This window comes from Pseudomonas juntendi, from assembly GCF_009932375.1.
In the GTDB taxonomy this organism is placed as follows: Bacteria; Pseudomonadota; Gammaproteobacteria; order Pseudomonadales; family Pseudomonadaceae; genus Aquipseudomonas; species Aquipseudomonas juntendi.
Window position 1 is genome coordinate 20536 of sequence record NZ_BLJG01000007.1, and the last position, 15436, is coordinate 35971.

At 61.8% G+C, this 15436-nt stretch carries 15 protein-coding genes; 6 read left to right on the forward strand and 9 right to left on the reverse strand.

Annotation, left to right across the window (positions count from 1 at the left end; genetic code table 11):
- Positions 1–129: 129 nt before the first annotated feature.
- The 3 genes from glpR to GYA94_RS01425 form a co-directional block, all read right to left on the reverse strand.
- Positions 130–885, reverse strand: coding sequence for a DNA-binding transcriptional repressor GlpR (glpR, locus tag GYA94_RS01415; RefSeq protein WP_009684548.1), 756 nt, complete (start codon positions 883–885; stop codon positions 130–132).
- A 144-nt stretch (positions 886–1029) separates the two neighbouring features.
- Complete coding sequence (glpK, locus tag GYA94_RS01420; protein ID WP_029887758.1) at positions 1030–2529, reverse strand: glycerol kinase GlpK; 1500 nt, start codon at positions 2527–2529, stop codon at positions 1030–1032.
- 51 nt (positions 2530–2580) lie between these two features.
- Entirely contained in the window at positions 2581–3432 is an 852-nt protein-coding gene (locus GYA94_RS01425; protein WP_110679157.1) for an MIP/aquaporin family protein, read from the reverse strand.
- Positions 3433–3730: 298 nt separating this feature from the next.
- Here GYA94_RS01425 and ybaK point away from each other — a divergent pair, with 298 nt between their 5' ends.
- Complete coding sequence (gene ybaK, locus GYA94_RS01430; RefSeq protein ID WP_009684551.1) at positions 3731–4201, forward strand: Cys-tRNA(Pro) deacylase; 471 nt, start codon at positions 3731–3733, stop codon at positions 4199–4201.
- A 36-nt stretch (positions 4202–4237) separates the two neighbouring features.
- Here ybaK and GYA94_RS01435 read toward each other — a convergent pair whose 3' ends face one another.
- Together GYA94_RS01435 and argF are read right to left on the reverse strand one after the other, a co-directional pair.
- A complete protein-coding gene (locus GYA94_RS01435) occupies positions 4238–5347 on the reverse strand; it encodes an ABC transporter ATP-binding protein (RefSeq protein WP_110679156.1) in 1110 nt (369 codons plus the stop codon).
- Positions 5344–6264, reverse strand: a complete 921-nt coding sequence (gene argF / locus GYA94_RS01440; protein ID WP_054913622.1) for an ornithine carbamoyltransferase — start codon at positions 6262–6264, stop codon at positions 5344–5346. The genes GYA94_RS01435 and argF overlap by 4 nt, the downstream gene beginning before the upstream one ends.
- Positions 6265–6646: 382 nt before the next feature.
- Here argF and GYA94_RS01445 point away from each other — a divergent pair, with 382 nt between their 5' ends.
- Complete coding sequence (locus tag GYA94_RS01445; protein WP_161891675.1) at positions 6647–8755, forward strand: molybdopterin oxidoreductase family protein; 2109 nt, start codon at positions 6647–6649, stop codon at positions 8753–8755.
- 91 nt (positions 8756–8846) lie between these two features.
- Positions 8847–9182, forward strand: a complete 336-nt coding sequence (gene grxD, locus GYA94_RS01450) for a Grx4 family monothiol glutaredoxin (RefSeq protein WP_009684557.1) — start codon at positions 8847–8849, stop codon at positions 9180–9182.
- A 55-nt stretch (positions 9183–9237) separates the two neighbouring features.
- Here the strand turns inward: grxD and bfr are convergent, their stop codons facing one another.
- The gene (gene bfr, locus GYA94_RS01455; protein WP_009684558.1) at positions 9238–9711 is read right to left on the reverse strand and encodes a bacterioferritin; all 474 of its coding nucleotides are present in this window, start codon (positions 9709–9711) and stop codon (positions 9238–9240) included.
- Between the two features lie 199 nt (positions 9712–9910).
- Complete coding sequence (locus tag GYA94_RS01460) at positions 9911–10129, reverse strand: bacterioferritin-associated ferredoxin (RefSeq protein ID WP_009684559.1); 219 nt, start codon at positions 10127–10129, stop codon at positions 9911–9913.
- Between the two features lie 223 nt (positions 10130–10352).
- Here GYA94_RS01460 and GYA94_RS01465 point away from each other — a divergent pair, with 223 nt between their 5' ends.
- Positions 10353–10955, forward strand: coding sequence for a peroxiredoxin (locus GYA94_RS01465; protein WP_009684560.1), 603 nt, complete (start codon positions 10353–10355; stop codon positions 10953–10955).
- Between the two features lie 101 nt (positions 10956–11056).
- Here the strand turns inward: GYA94_RS01465 and rnt are convergent, their stop codons facing one another.
- Both rnt and pyrC read right to left on the reverse strand, forming a co-directional pair.
- Positions 11057–11668, reverse strand: coding sequence for a ribonuclease T (rnt, locus tag GYA94_RS01470; RefSeq protein WP_232108621.1), 612 nt, complete (start codon positions 11666–11668; stop codon positions 11057–11059).
- Positions 11669–11727: 59 nt separating this feature from the next.
- Positions 11728–12774 (reverse strand): dihydroorotase, encoded by a 1047-nt coding sequence (pyrC, locus tag GYA94_RS01475; protein WP_161891676.1) that lies wholly within the window; start codon positions 12772–12774, stop codon positions 11728–11730.
- Between the two features lie 129 nt (positions 12775–12903).
- On the opposite strand from pyrC, the gene GYA94_RS01480 reads away from it, so the two are divergent.
- Together GYA94_RS01480 and GYA94_RS01485 are read left to right on the forward strand one after the other, a co-directional pair.
- On the forward strand, positions 12904–13842 hold the full coding sequence (locus tag GYA94_RS01480; RefSeq protein WP_161891677.1) for a flagellar protein MotY: 939 nt from the start codon (positions 12904–12906) through the stop codon (positions 13840–13842).
- Between the two features lie 171 nt (positions 13843–14013).
- The gene (locus GYA94_RS01485; RefSeq protein ID WP_029886602.1) at positions 14014–15231 is read left to right on the forward strand and encodes an argininosuccinate synthase; all 1218 of its coding nucleotides are present in this window, start codon (positions 14014–14016) and stop codon (positions 15229–15231) included.
- Positions 15232–15436: the final 205 nt, after the last annotated feature.

A 15436-nucleotide genomic window follows, 5' to 3' on the forward strand; every position in this document is an offset into this window, starting at 1 on the left:
AAAAACTGATCACATGGCAAGTAAATGAACATTAACGAAAATGCGCTTGAACCCTTCGCGCACCGAGTCGCCCGCAGATCGCGCAGCGCTCGATCTGAGGGCGTTACAGCCCGATGGCCGGTGGGGCGTTTACACCACTTCGATGCGGATCTTGTACTGGTTGAGCAGTTGAGTCAGGGCGGGGGCGGGGGCCTGGTCGGTCACCAGGCAATCCACCAGGCTGATCGAACCCAGGCGCACCATGGCGTTGCGCCCGAACTTGCTGGAGTCGGCGGCTAGGATAACCTGGCGGGCATTGGTGATGATGGCCTGGGACACCCGCACTTCCTGGTAGTCGAAGTCGAGCAGGCTGCCGTCCTCGTCAATGCCACTGATCCCTACCAGGGCGAAATCGACCTTGAACTGGTTGATGAAATCGACGCTGGCCTGGCCGACCACGCCGCCATCGCGGCGCACCGTGCCGCCTGCCACCAGCACCTCGAAATCATCCTTGGCCGCGAGAATGGCGGCCACATGCAGGTTGTTGGTGATGACTTTCAGGTGGTTGTGATTGAGCAGGGCCCGGGCGATGGATTCGGTGGTGGTGCCTATGTTGATGAACACCGAGGCATGGTCGGGTATTTGCCTGGCCACGGCCTCGGCGATGCGTTGCTTTTCGTCGCGCATCTGGTCGGCACGCATGGCGTAGGCGGTATTTTCGACGCTCGAATCGTAAGCGGCACCCCCGTGGTAGCGGCGCAGCAGGTTGAGTTCGGCTAACTGGTTGATGTCACGGCGGATGGTTTGTGGCGTCACGACGAACAGCTGCGCCATTTCCTCGATACTGACATAACCGCGCTCTCGCACCAGTTCGAGGATTTGTTGTTGGCGTGGGGGCAGATTCATGGGCGGTCCTTTGGGGCTGCCGGACAAATTCTGCAATGATGCCGTAGGACGGAGACTACGGCCAGTGGGCTATGACGCATTGGCCCGGGCTGCGAACCGCGATCCGCGATCCCATGGCGGGACCGCGGCATCGCTGAGGGTCCCTCAGGCGTCGTGATCTTCCCAATCGCGGGTGCGATCTACGGCCTTCTTCCAGCCGGCGTACAGCTTTTCTTTCTGCGCTTCATCCAACTGCGGGCTGAACTCGCGTTCGATGATGGCCTTGTCGCGCAACTCGTCCAGGCCGCACCAGAAGCCACAGGCCAGGCCCGCCAGGTATGCTGCGCCGAGGGCTGTGGTTTCACGCATCTTCGGGCGTTCCACGCAGGTGCCGAGGATGTCTGCCTGGAACTGCATGAGGAAGTTGTTGGCCACTGCGCCACCGTCCACGCGCAGTTCGGACAGGCGCTGGCCGCAGTCCTGTTGCATGGCGTCGAGCACGTCGCGGGTCTGGTAGGCGATCGACTCGAGGGCCGCACGAATGATGTGGTCCACCTTCACGCCGCGGGTCAGGCCAAACAGCGCACCACGGGCGTAGGGATCCCAGTACGGTGCACCCAGGCCGGTAAACGCCGGCACCAGGTACACGCCATTGCTGTCCTTGACCTTGCTGGCGAAGTACTCGGTATCCAGTGCGTCGTTGACGATCTTCAGCTCGTCACGCAGCCACTGCACGGTGGAGCCGCCATTGAACACGGCGCCTTCCAATGCATAGGCCACTTCGCCCCGTGGCCCGCAGGCAATGGTGGTGAGCAGACCATGGGAAGACTTCACGGCCTGGCTGCCGGTGTTCATCAGCAGGAAGCAGCCGGTGCCGTAGGTGTTCTTGGCCTGGCCCGGTGCCACGCACATCTGGCCGAACAGGGCCGACTGCTGGTCACCGGCGATACCGGCGATGGCGATGCCGCTCTTGGTGTGGCCGTACACTTCCGACGACGGCCGCACCTCAGGCAGCATCTGCCGCGGGATGCCCAGGATCTCCAGCAGTTTGTCGTCCCACTGCAGGCTGTGGATGTTGAACATCAGCGTGCGCGAGGCATTGGTGTAGTCGGTGACATGGACCTTGCCACCGGAAAATTTCCAGATCAGCCAGGTATCGATGGTGCCGAACAGCAATTCGCCACGTTCGGCCCGTTCACGGGCGCCTTCAACGTTGTCGAGGATCCATTTCAGCTTGGTGCCGGAAAAGTACGGGTCGGTGACCAGGCCCGTGGCTTCGCGAATGTAGTCTTCATGGCCATCGCGCTTGAGCTGGGCGCAGATCTCGGTGCTGCGGCGGCACTGCCAGACGATGGCGTTGTATACAGGGCGCCCGGTTTCCTTGTCCCATACCACAGTGGTCTCGCGCTGGTTGGTGATGCCCAGCGCGGCAACCTGCGCATGGCTGATGCCCGCCTGGGCCAAGGCTTCGACCATGGTCGCGCTTTGGGTGGCGAAGATCTCCATCGGGTCGTGTTCGACCCAGCCCGCCTGCGGGTAGTGCTGGGCGAACTCGCGCTGGGAGGTACCCACCACGTTGGCGTCACGATCGAAAATGATCGCTCGCGAACTGGTGGTGCCCTGGTCCAGGGCGATGATGTAGTTCTTATCCTGGGTGTCTGTCATGGTCGTAGGCCTTGCAAGAATAGGGGGTCAGGGCTGTGTGTGATGCCGCGATCAACTGGCTTGAGTATCGCCCTGGCGGTTGTCATTTGTCTCAGGGTGCTCGGCAGTTGCAACAGGCAGGTTGCGGGCGATCAGGCCGCGATAGGCCGCGGCGCCCACGCAGGCGCCAACGATCGGCGCGAAGATCGGCACCAGGAAGTAAGGAACGCTGCGCCCACCGGTGAAGGCAATTTCGCCCCAGCCCGCCAGGAATGTCATGAGCTTTGGACCGAAATCACGGGCCGGGTTCATCGCGAACCCGGTCAGCGGGCCCATGGCGCTGCCGATCACGGCGATCAGCAGGCCGATCAGCAGCGGCGCCACGGCGCCGCGCGGCAGGCCATTGTTGTCGTCGGTCAGGGCCATGATCACAGCCATCAGGATAGCGGTGATCACCACTTCGACCAGGAAGGCCTGGCCGGTGGAGAGTGAGGGGTGGGGGTAGGTGGAGAACACCGACGCCAGTTCCAGGCTGGCTTCGCTTCCGCGTAGCATGGCGTGCGCCTGTTCGAAATCGAAGAACAGGTTGCTGTACAGGGTGTAGACCAGTGCTGCACCACAGAATGCGCCGCACACCTGGGCCAGCATGTAGAAGGGCAGCTTGCGCTTGTCGAAACCGGCGAACAGGGTGAGGGCGATGCTCACGGCCGGGTTCAGGTGCGCGCCGGAAATGCCGGCGCTGAGGTAGATGGCCATGCTTACCCCGACACCCCAGATGATACTGATTTCCCACAGGCCGAAGCTGGCGCCCGCGACTTTGAGCGCGGCAACGCAGCCGGTGCCGAAGAATATCAGCAAGCCCGTGCCGAGAAATTCGGCCAGGCATTGGCTGGACAGTGTGGGTTGGCGTAGAGCAGTCGTCATGTATGACCTCGTTGTTTTTGTTGTGAGGCGCTTGGCGCTCGACAGCAAAGCTCGGCGTCCATCCCCATTGATACCGAGCAGGGAAGTGCACCTTTAACGTGCACCATGTATTCAGAAACGAAAAAATATAGACAAGAAACGCTGATGTCAAAGGTCGAAAGTGAACGACCAGTCACGAAATGGCCGCTAAAATCGGTTTCGGATGCCCGTGCCAGAGCTGCGCGATTGCGGTGCGCTGGCTGCCATGTGGGAATTGTCCTAAAGTAGCCGCCGAGCCGTCCCAGACCGGAGCCCCTGCATGACCCCCGCCCTAGACCTATTGAAGAAGCATCGTGCCGAGCATCGCGTGCACAGTTACGAACACGACCCCAAGTCGGCGTCGTATGGGCTGGAGGCGGCAGAGAAGCTTGGGCTGGACCCGCAGCAGGTATTCAAGACGTTGCTGGCGAGCAGCGAGAAAGGCGAGTTGCTGGTGGCGGTGGTGCCAGTGGGAGGCACCCTGGACCTCAAGGCCCTGGCCCATGCTGCCGGGGTGAAGAAGTGCGAGATGGCCGACCCGGCGGCGGCGCAGCGCGCTACGGGCTACCTGGTGGGTGGAATCAGCCCGCTGGGACAAAAGAAACGCCTGCGCACCTTCATCGATGATTCGGCGCAGAACTTTGCAACCATCCATGTCAGTGCCGGACGGCGAGGGCTTGAGGTGGAGTTGGCGGCCGCAGTGCTGGCCGAGCATACCCAGGGCAAATTTGCCGGTATTGGCAGGGGCTGAGAAGCTGGGGCTGCCGTGCAGCCCCAGCACCCTGTATCAGGTCGCCGAGCTGTAGCGACGAACCCCGTTCTCAAGGGGCGACAACTGCGCCGCAACGCTACCGGGTGCCGGGAACAGCACCAGGTGGTCGGCCTTTACCGCAATGCCGACATCGTCACCTACCTGCTGATCGTCATGGCTGGGGAATATCGCTTCCAGCTGGCTGCCGGTCGGCAACTGCAGGCGGTACAGGGTCGAGGCGCCGAGGAAGCTCTTGCCGACTATTCTGGCCTGCAGGGGGCTGCCTGGTGCATGCACGATATCGTCCGGGCGTAGCAACACATCCACCGAGCTGCCCACGGCCATGATGTAGGCGCGGTTACCCCGCAACTCGCCCAGTTCGGTGCTGACCGCCTCGTGGCTGACCATCTGGCCACGAATGAAATAGCCCTGGCCGATGAAGCTGGCAACGAACGGTGTCTGTGGCTCGTGGTACAGATTGTAGGGTGTGTCCCACTGTTCCAGGCGGCCCTCCTTGAACACCCCGACCTGGTCGCTGACGGCAAACGCTTCCTCCTGGTCATGGGTGACCAGAACTGCACTGGTGCCGCGGCTTTTGAGAATGTCACGCACCTCATGGCTCAGCCGCCGGCGCAGCTCCACGTCGAGGTTGGAGAACGGCTCGTCGAGCAGCAGCAACTGTGGCTCGGGGGCCAGTGCACGGGCCAGCGCGACCCGCTGCTGCTGGCCGCCAGACAGCTCATGCGGGTAACGCCCGCCCAGGCCAGCCAGCTTGACCAGCTCAAGCATTTCTTCGATGACTGCCGCCTGCCGGGGGTGCTTGGCAATGCCGAAGGCTATGTTCTGCGCCACGGTCAGGTGCGGGAACAGCGCGTAGTCCTGGAACACCATGCCGATGCGGCGCTTTTCCGGGGCCAGGGTGAAACCGGCTCGGGAAATTACCTCGCCCGCCAGCTGGACCTCGCCGTCGTGCACCGGCTCGAAGCCGGCGATGGCGCGCAGGGTGGTGGTTTTGCCGCAACCCGATGAACCCAGCAGGCAACCAATGTCGCCTGCGTTCAGGTGCAGGTTGAGGTTCTGGACGATGCGCTGGTCGCCGTAGCCGCAGGCGAGGTTGCGCAGGTTGAGCAGTAAGGGTTGACTCATGCGTGGTGGTAAGCCGGTTCGACAAGGAATTCGAGAAGGGCCTTCTGTGCATGCAGGCGATTTTCAGCCTGGTCCCAGGCGACGGACCGCGGGTCGTCGAGCAGGTCATGGCTGATTTCCTCGCCACGGTGGGCAGGCAGGCAGTGCATGAACAGGGCGTCGGGTGCCGCCAGGTCGAGCAGTTCGCGGGTGACCTGGTAAGGCGCAAAGTGCGCCAGGCGCCGTGCAGTTTCCTCCTCCTGGCCCATGGAAGTCCAGACGTCCGTGGTCACCAGGTGGGCACCGCTTACGGCTTGCTTGGGGTCGCGCACGATTTGCACGTGGTCACCGCCAATGGCCATGAAGCGTGGGTCAGGCTCGTAACCTTCCGGGCAAGCGATACGCAACTGGAAGTCAAACTGCCTGGCGGCCTCGATGTAGGAGTTGCACATGTTGAAGCCGTCGCCGATCCAGGCCACGGTCTTGCCTTGAATGGTGCCGCGGTGTTCGAGGAAGGTTTGCATGTCGGCCAGCAACTGGCACGGGTGCGACTCGTCGGACAGCGCGTTGATCACCGGCACGCGCGAGTTGGCGGCGAATTCGGTGAGGGTGCTGTGGGCATGGGTGCGGATCATGACCACGTCGAGCATGCTCGACAACACGATGGCGCTGTCGCCAATCGGCTCGCCACGGCCCAGCTGGGTATCGCGCGGCGACAGGAAAATGGCCTGACCGCCGAGTTGGATCATGCCGGCTTCGAACGACACACGGGTACGGGTCGAGGACTTCTCGAAAATCATGCCCAGCACGCGGTTTTTCAGCGGCTCGAACAGCACGCCTCGCTTGCGCAGGTCCTTCAGCTCGATGCCGCGGCGGATCACCCCGAGCAATTCGTCGGCGGTGAAGTCCAGCAGGGAGAGAAAGTGCCTAGCGCTCATGATTGACTACCTTATCTGCAACAGTATGCAGGTCGACCGTATGGTTTTTTTGACAACGGGAGTGACCTGCGGCGTAAGCCGCACGGGGGCGGACGAAAAAGGGAAAGGCGCAATACTATAAGTAAATGTCGCCTAAAGCCAAGAGGGGAAACAGCAGCCCGCCTGCAAAGACGTTGCAAGGCGTGTCTCTACCCATTGGGCTGTGCTGTTTTTTATTTGCTACAGCAGGTTGTACACGGCTTGCTGGCAATTTGGCAAATGGCTGTCGCAAATCGTGCCACTGATGTCGGTGGATTCACGCGGCGAAGCGCGCTGGCCGGGGTAGGGTGCGGGGCGCATAGTTTCAGCTCGTTCACTACCCAACAACAAGGCAGAGGCGGCCATGACCAAGACCCTGCATCACCGTGCGTGTCACCTGTGCGAAGCGATCTGCGGGCTCAACATCGAAATCAGCCATGACGACGCGGGGCGGGCGCAGATCAGCTCGATCAAGGGCGACCCCCACGACCCGTTCAGCCGCGGCCATGTCTGCCCCAAGGCGGTAGCGTTGCAGGATATTCAGAATGACCCGGATCGTTTGCGCCAGCCCCATAAACGGGTAGGGGAGCACTGGCAGGCGATTGAGTGGGATGAAGCGTTTACCCTGGCCGCCGACAGGCTGTGGGCGATCCAGCAGGCCCATGGGCGCAATGCCGTGGCCGTGTACCAGGGCAATCCCAGCGTGCACAACTACGGGTTGATGACCCACAGCAATTATTTCCTCGGCCTGCTGAAAACACGCAACCGTTTCTCTGCCACATCGGTGGACCAGTTGCCGCAGCACCTGGTCAGCCACCTGATGTACGGGCATGGCTTGCTATTGCCGATCCCGGATATCGACCATACCGATTTCATGTTGATTCTTGGCGGCAACCCGCTGGCCTCCAACGGCAGCATCATGACGGTGCCCGACGTGGAGAAGCGGCTCAAGGCCCTGCGCGCGCGCGGTGGGCGCCTGGTGGTGGTGGACCCGCGGCGCAGCGAAACGGCGGCCATGGCCGACCGCCATCTGTTCGTTCGCCCCGGGGGCGATGCGGCGCTGTTGTGCGGCCTGCTCAGCACGCTGTTCGACGAGGGCCTGACGCGGCGCTCGCACGTGCCGGTCAATGGTCTGCAGCAGGTTCGCGCGGCACTGGCGCCTCTCAGCGCCGAGGCCATGAGCGCGCTGTGTGGCATCGAGGCGGCCGAGATCCGGCAGCTGGCACGGGATTTCGCCGCCGCCGACAAGGCGGTGTGCTACGGGCGCATGGGCGTGTCGACGCAAACCTTCGGCACCCTGTGCCATTGGCTGGTGCAACTGATCAACCTGGTGACCGGCAACCTCGACCGCGCCGGTGGGGCGTTGTGTACGGAGCCGGCCGTGGACCTGGTCGCAACCACCTCGGGTGGGCATTTCAATGCCTGGCAAAGCCGGGTATCGGGGTTGCCCGAATACGGCGGTGAGCTGCCGGTGGCGGCCCTCGCCGAAGAAATGCTGACGCCCGGCGAGGGGCAGGTGCATGCCCTGGTGACGGTGGCCGGCAACCCTGTGCTGTCCACGCCCAACGGCCGCCAGCTGGACGCTGCGCTGGAGGGGTTGCAGTTCATGCTCAGCATCGACCTCTACATCAACGAGACCACACGCCATGCCGACTTGATCCTGCCCTCGACCTCGGCGTTGGAAAATGATCACTACGACAGCACATTCAACCTGTTGGCCGTGCGCAACATCACGCGCTTCAACCGGGCGATCCTGGCCAAGCCGCAGGGCGCCTTGCATGACTGGGAAATTTTTGTCGGGCTGGCGCAGGCCTATGCCAGGCGTGCCGGGCTGGAGATCAAGCCAACCGTGGCGCCCGCACAGATGATCGACCTGGCCCTGCGCAAAGGCCGCTACGGCGAGGCAACCGCCTGGCAGCTTTCCCTGGCCAAGCTCGATGAGCACCCGCATGGCCTGGACCTTGGCCCGTTGCGCGCCAACCTCGAGGCTCGCCTGGCCACTGCCAGCAAGGCGATCGAAGCGGCGCCCCAGGTGCTGCTGGACGATTTGCAGCGGCTGGCCCGGCAAGCACCGCCAGCGTCGAACGAACTGTTGTTGATCGGGCGCCGCCACGTGCGCAGCAACAACTCATGGATGCACAACTTTCATCGGCTGGTCAAAGGCAAGCCCCGGCACCAGTTGTTGATGCACCCCCACGATCTGCAGCAGCGGCAACTGCAGGATGGCCAGCGGGTGCGGATTCGCTCGCGCACCGGTGCCCTGGAAGTCGAGGTACTGGCTTGCGAGGACATGATGCCCGGTGTGGTCAGCTTGCCCCATGGGTTCGGTCATGGCCGGCAGGGCGTACACCTGCAGGTCGCCCAGGCGCAGCCTGGCGTGAGTGCCAATGACCTTACCGACGAGCGCTTGCGTGACCCGGTGTCGGGCAATGCGGCGCTCAATGGCGTACCCGTGCAGGTCGAGGCCGCTTGAGCGATGGCAAGGCCGAGCATGCTGCTCGGCTTTCCGTTACAATGCCTCACCGTGCCGACGATCGCGTCGGAAAGTTCAGCTGAGGTGCTAGATGGATATCATCGATACGATCAAAGAGCAGATTGCCAACAACACCATTCTGCTTTACATGAAAGGTTCGCCGAATGCCCCGCAGTGCGGGTTCTCGGCCAAGGCATCGCAGGCTGTGATGGGGTGTGGCGAGAAGTTCGCCTACGTCGACATCCTGCAGAATCCGGAAATCCGCGCCAACCTGCCAAAGTACGCCAACTGGCCGACTTTCCCGCAGCTGTGGGTGGCCGGTGAGCTGGTCGGCGGTAGCGACATCATGCTGGAAATGTTCGAAAAGGGTGAGCTGCAGGCCCTGATCAAGGACGCCGCCGCCAAGGCCAAAGCTGCCGAAGCCTGATTTCGGCAAGCATGAAAAAACCCGCTGATCGCGGGTTTTTTTATGCAGCGGGTGATTACTCTTCGCCCATCTGCGATTGCAGGTAGTTTTCGATACCGATCTTGTCGATCAGCCCCAGCTGGGTTTCCAGCCAGTCGATATGTTCTTCCTCGGACTCGAGGATATCTTCCAGCATGTCACGCGAGCCGAAGTCACCCGCGGTTTCGCAGTGGGCGATGGCGGCCTTGAGATCGGCCAGGCCCTTGTGTTCGAGCTTAAGGTCGCACTCGAGCATTTCCTTGGTGTGCTCGCCGATCAACAGCTTGCCCAGGTCCTGAACGTTAGGGATGCCTTCGAGGAAGAGAATACGCTTGATCAACTTGTCAGCGTGCTTCATCTCGTCGATCGATTCCTTGTACTCGTGCTTGCCGAGTTTGTTCAGGCCCCAATCTTCGTACATGCGTGCGTGCAGGAAATACTGGTTGATCGCGACCAGCTCGTTTCCGAGGATCTTGTTGAGATGCTGGATGACGCTTACGTCGCCTTTCATTTGGGTTCCTGCCCTGTAGAAGTGTGCCAATAGCAGGAAGTTTGAGCCCGATGCGCAAGTGTGTCAAACCTAAGTGATTGAATAATAAATGAAAATTAATAGGAATAAGAATGTTTGTGAACCGCGTTGGTGCCCTAACTTATTGATATGTAGGCATAAAAAAACCGGACACTAGGTCCGGTTCTTGGAAATTCTGGTTTCAGGCGGTGGTGAATTCTACCGGGTAGGGCAGGGCGGCCTGGCTGACCTGCAGCTCGGTCAGGGTCTCGCGGACTACTTGCTTGGCCAGGCAGGCACATTTGCCACACTGGCTGGCGACATTGGTCGCGGCTCGCACATCCTTGTAACTGCAGCATCCTTCATAGATCGCGTCGCGGATCTGTCCGTCAGTAACGCCGACACAAAGACACACATACATAAGGGCTGACCATCGCTGGTTGAGTCGATGGGTTGGAGCTTAATGTTAATGAGAATGCTTGTCAAAGCACTTTCTGCAAGGCCCGTGCTTGAGCGACCGGCGGTTGCCTGCTCGTTGGATTCGGCCTGTCATCAGAAGCCGTGTATGATGGTCGCCTTTGTTGGATGTCGGGCAGGCCCGTCTGGCCCGGCAAACGGTTCTACACCCTCATCAGGAGATTACAATGAGCGTACTCGTTGGTAAGAAAGCCCCCGATTTCACCGTACCGGCCGTGCTGGGCAATGGCGAGATCGTCGACAGCTTCAACCTGGCTTCGGCCATCAAGGGCAAGTACGGCCTGGTGTTCTTCTACCCGCTGGACTTCACCTTCGTCTGCCCGTCCGAGCTGATCGCCCTGGACCACCGCATCCCTGATTTCCAGGCGCGCAACGTAGAAGTGATCGGCGTGTCCATCGACTCGCACTTCACTCACAACGCCTGGCGCAACACCCCGGTCAACAACGGCGGCATCGGCCAGGTGAAGTACACCCTGGCTGCCGACATGACCCACGAAATCTGCAAAGCCTACGACGTTGAGTCCGAAGGTGGCGTGGCCTTCCGTGGTGCCTTCCTGATCGACACCAACGGTGTTGTTCGTTCGCAGATCGTCAACGACCTGCCACTGGGCCGTAACATGGACGAACTGCTGCGCTTGGTCGACGCCCTGCAATTCCACGAAGAGCACGGCGAAGTCTGCCCGGCCAACTGGAAAAAAGGCGACAAAGGCATGAATGCTTCGCCAGAAGGCGTAGCCGCCTACCTGAGCGAGAACGCCGGCAAGCTGTAATTGCGGCGCGCATGAAAAACCGGCCCTGGTGGCCGGTTTTTTTGTGCCTGGGTGGTGGCTGCGGGCTTGTGTTGCGAAAGGGCCGCCAGGCGGCCCACAGGTCAATCGTTGAAGTCGCGCCAGCCGCCCAGGTCCTTCCAGCGGTTGACGATGCCGCAGAACAGCTCCGCCGTTTTCTCGGTGTCGTACCGCGCCGAGTGCGCTTCACGCCCATCGAAGTCGATGTCGGCGCTTTGGCAAGCCCGCGCCAGTACGGTCTGGCCATAGGCCAGGCCGGCCAGGGTGGCCGTGTCGAAGCTGGAAAACGGGTGGAACGGGTTACGCTTCACGTCATTGCGCGCCACGGCCGCGTTGAGGAAGCCGAGGTCGAAGCTGCTGTTATGGCCGACCAGAATCGCCCGCTTGCAGCCATTGGCCTTCAGGGCCTTGCGCACACCGCGGAAAATATCGGTCAGCGCGGTTTCCTCGCTGACTGCCATGCGCAGCGGGTGGTCGAGCTTGATGCCGGTGAACTCCAGCGCGGCCGCCTCGATGTTCGCGCCTTCGAACGGCTCCACCCGGTGGAAGTACGTGTGCTCGGGGAACAGGAAGCCTTTCTCGTCCATGCCGATGGTCACTGCAGCAATTTCCAGCAAGGCATCGGTGGCGCTGTTGAAGCCGCCCGTTTCCACGTCCACTACAACCGGCAGGTAACCGCGGAAGCGCTCGGCCATTGGATGGCGCGACCCGCTGTTGCCTTGGCTTTCCAGGTCGTCTTCGTAGAGGTCTTCGCTCACGCGTTTTCCTCCAGCAGGCGCCAGCGCAATTTCTCGCCAGCGCGCAGCGGCACCACGGTTTGCTCGCCGAATGGCAGGCTCTGCGGGGCGGTCCACTCTTCGCGGACCAGGGTGATGGTGTCGGTATTCGCCGGCAGGCCATAGAAAGCTGGGCCGTGCAGGCTGGCGAAACCTTCCAGCTTGTCCAGCGCGTTGCGTTGCTCGAACGCTTCGGCGTACAGCTCGATAGCCGCGTAGGCGGTGTAGCAGCCGGCGCAGCCGCAGGCCGCTTCTTTGGCGTGACGGGCGTGCGGGGCCGAGTCGGTACCGAGGAAGAACTTCGGGTTGCCGCTGGTGGCTGCATCCAGCAGGGCCACCTGGTGGGTGTTGCGCTTGAGGATCGGCAGGCAGTAGAAGTGCGGGCGAATGCCACCGACCAGCATGTGGTTGCGGTTGTACAGCAGGTGTTGCGCGGTGATGGTCGCGCCAACATTGGCCGGTGCCTCGGTGACGAACTGCGCGGCATCGCTGGTGGTAATGTGTTCGAACACCACTTTCAAGGCCGGGAAGCGCTCGACCAGGCGGCGCATGTGCTCGTCGATGAAGCGCTTCTCGCGGTCGAACACGTCGATTTCGCTGCGGGTCACTTCGCCGTGCACCAGCAGCGGCATGCCGACCTCCGCCAATGCCTCGATGGCCGGGAAGATATTGTCGATGCTGGTCACGCCCGAATCGGAATTGGTGGTGGCGCCCGCCGGGTACAGCTTGGCGGCATACACGATACCGCTGGCCTTGGCGGCACGCACATCTTCGGGGCTGGTACGGTCGGTGAGGTACAGGACCATCAGCGGCTCGAAGCGGCTGCCTACCGGGCGGGCAGCGAGGATGCGTTCACGGTAGGCACCGGCCTCGGCGGCGTTGCGCACCGGCGGAACCAGGTTGGGCATGATGATGGCGCGGGCGAAAGTACGCGCCACATCGCCAACGGTGTGGGGCAGGACGGCACCATCACGCAGATGGATGTGCCAGTCGTCGGGGCGCAGGAGGGTCAGGCGATCGGACATTGGGGATTCCAGGCGGGTCGAACTCAAGCCCCAATGCTACCGGAAAACCCTGGGCCGAGCACGGCTATCAAGTTTTCCGGTTGGCGTCCGATAGCCTGCAGGTAAGCCGTTGAAATTGTGGAGCCGCCCGTGCGCCAGCGTTACCTGACCCTGTTGACCCTGTTCGCCAGCCTGCCGGCTGCCGCGCTGACTTTCCAGACGCGCATGGAGAACATTGCCTGGAAGGTCGAGGGTGACCCGTTCGAGTGCCGGCTGATCCAGCCGATCGATGGCTTTGGCAGTGGTGAGTTCGTGCGCCGGGCGGGCGAGCAGGCAGTGTTCCAGCTGCGCTCGGCCAGCAACATACTGGGGGCCGGCACTGCCAGCCTGCTGGCGGCGGCGGCGCCGTGGCAACCCGGTCGTGGTGATATCAACCTGGGTAGCGTGCGCATGGCCCGTACTGGCGTGTTGTTCAGTTCGTCGCAAGGCCAGGCCAGCCGCCTGATCAATGGCTTGCTGGACGGGCGCAGCACGGTGGTGCGCAGCTATGCGGGCGAAGCTGGCCGGCCCATGGAGGTGCGGGTACTGCCGGTGAGCTTTGCCAAGGCCTACAGCGATTACCAAGTGTGTGCCGCCAAGCTGCTGCCCATGAACTACGATCAGGTGCGCCAGACCCAGGTCGGTTTCCCGGGCGGGGGCATCGAACTGGATGACGCGGCCAAGGCCAGGCTGGATGTGATTCTCGAATACATGAAGGCCGACCCTTCGGTGAACCATGTCGAGCTCAACGGTCACTCCGACAACAGCGGTAATCGCCTGACCAACCGCGACCTGTCACGCCGCCGGGCGCTGGCGGTGGCGGACTACTTCAAGGCTCGTGGCATCAAGGATGAGCAGATCACCGTACGCTTCCACGGCGAGCGCTACCCGGTGGCCAAGAACAACACTGCAGCCAACCGGGCGCGGAATCGGCGGGTGAACATCGAGCTGGACCGGGTGGTGGTGCCTGAAAAACCGGTGGAGAAACCGACCGAACAAGTCCCTGCTGCTGCTGCTGCTGCTGCTGCTGCCCCGGCCAGGCAACCTTGAGGTTGGACAGCCGCGTGCACCGCAGGCCCTTGACTTGCCTGCCTCACTACCGTCCGTCGCCCCTGTGAAAGTTCTTGTCGCTTTGTCGTCAGAAGCTGTCGCGCCACTGTAAATTTATCGTTAACGCCGTTAGAATCGGTCCTTTTCCGTACAACCCCGTGGAGTGATGGCATGGCGGACGTAAAAAAGGTCGTACTGGCGTATTCCGGCGGCCTTGATACTTCGGTGATTCTCAAGTGGCTGCAGGATACCTACAACTGCGAAGTGGTGACTTTCACCGCTGACCTGGGTCAGGGCGAAGAGGTCGAACCGGCCCGCGCCAAGGCTCAGGCAATGGGTGTTAAAGAGATCTACATCGACGACCTGCGCGAAGAGTTCGTGCGTGATTTCGTGTTCCCGATGTTCCGCGCCAACACCGTCTACGAAGGTGAGTACCTGCTGGGTACTTCCATCGCCCGCCCGCTGATCGCCAAGCGCCTCATCGAAATCGCCAACGAAACCGGCGCAGACGCCATTTCCCATGGCGCTACCGGCAAGGGCAACGACCAGGTGCGTTTCGAGCTGGGTGCCTACGCGCTCAAGCCTGGCGTCAAGGTCATCGCCCCGTGGCGTGAGTGGGACCTGCTGTCCCGCGAGAAGCTGATGGACTACGCCGAAAAGCACGGTATCCCGATCGAGCGCCACGGCAAGAAGAAGTCGCCGTACTCGATGGACGCCAACCTGCTGCACATCTCCTACGAAGGCGGTGTTCTGGAAGACACCTGGACCGAGCACGAAGAGGACATGTGGCGCTGGAGTGTCTCGCCTGAGAACGCCCCGGACCAGGCTACCTACATCGAACTCACCTACCGCAACGGCGACATCGTTGCCATTGACGGTGTCGAGAAAACCCCCGCAACCGTTCTGGCCGACCTGAACCGCATCGGCGGTGCCAACGGCATCGGCCGACTCGACATCGTCGAAAACCGTTATGTCGGTATGAAGTCGCGTGGCTGCTACGAGACGCCTGGCGGCACCATCATGCTCAAGGCCCACCGTGCCATCGAGTCGATCACCCTGGACCGTGAAGTTGCTCACCTCAAAGACGAGTTGATGCCCAAGTACGCCAGCCTGATCTACACCGGTTACTGGTGGAGCCCGGAGCGCGTGATGCTGCAGCAGATGATCGACGCTTCGCAGGTCAACGTGAACGGTGTGGTGCGGCTGAAGCTGTACAAAGGCAATGTCACCGTGGTTGGCCGTAAATCGGATGATTCGCTGTTCGATGCCAACATCGCCACCTTCGAAGAAGATGGCGGCGCCTACAACCAGGCCGACGCTGCTGGCTTCATCAAGCTCAACGCCTTGCGTATGCGCATTGCCGCCAACAAGGGCCGTTCGCTGCTCTGATTGCTGGCCTGTGCCATGAAAGAACCCGGCTGCGGCCTAATGCCTGTCGGTTAAGCGTTACTGGGGCTGCTTTGCAGCCCTTCGCGGGCACGCCCGCTCCCACACGTTTGGCGCTGAACGCAAGAGATGCGCTATCCCCTGTAGGAGCGGGCGTGCCCGCGAAGGGTCGCAAAGCGGCCCCAAATTACTTAACTGACTGGCATTA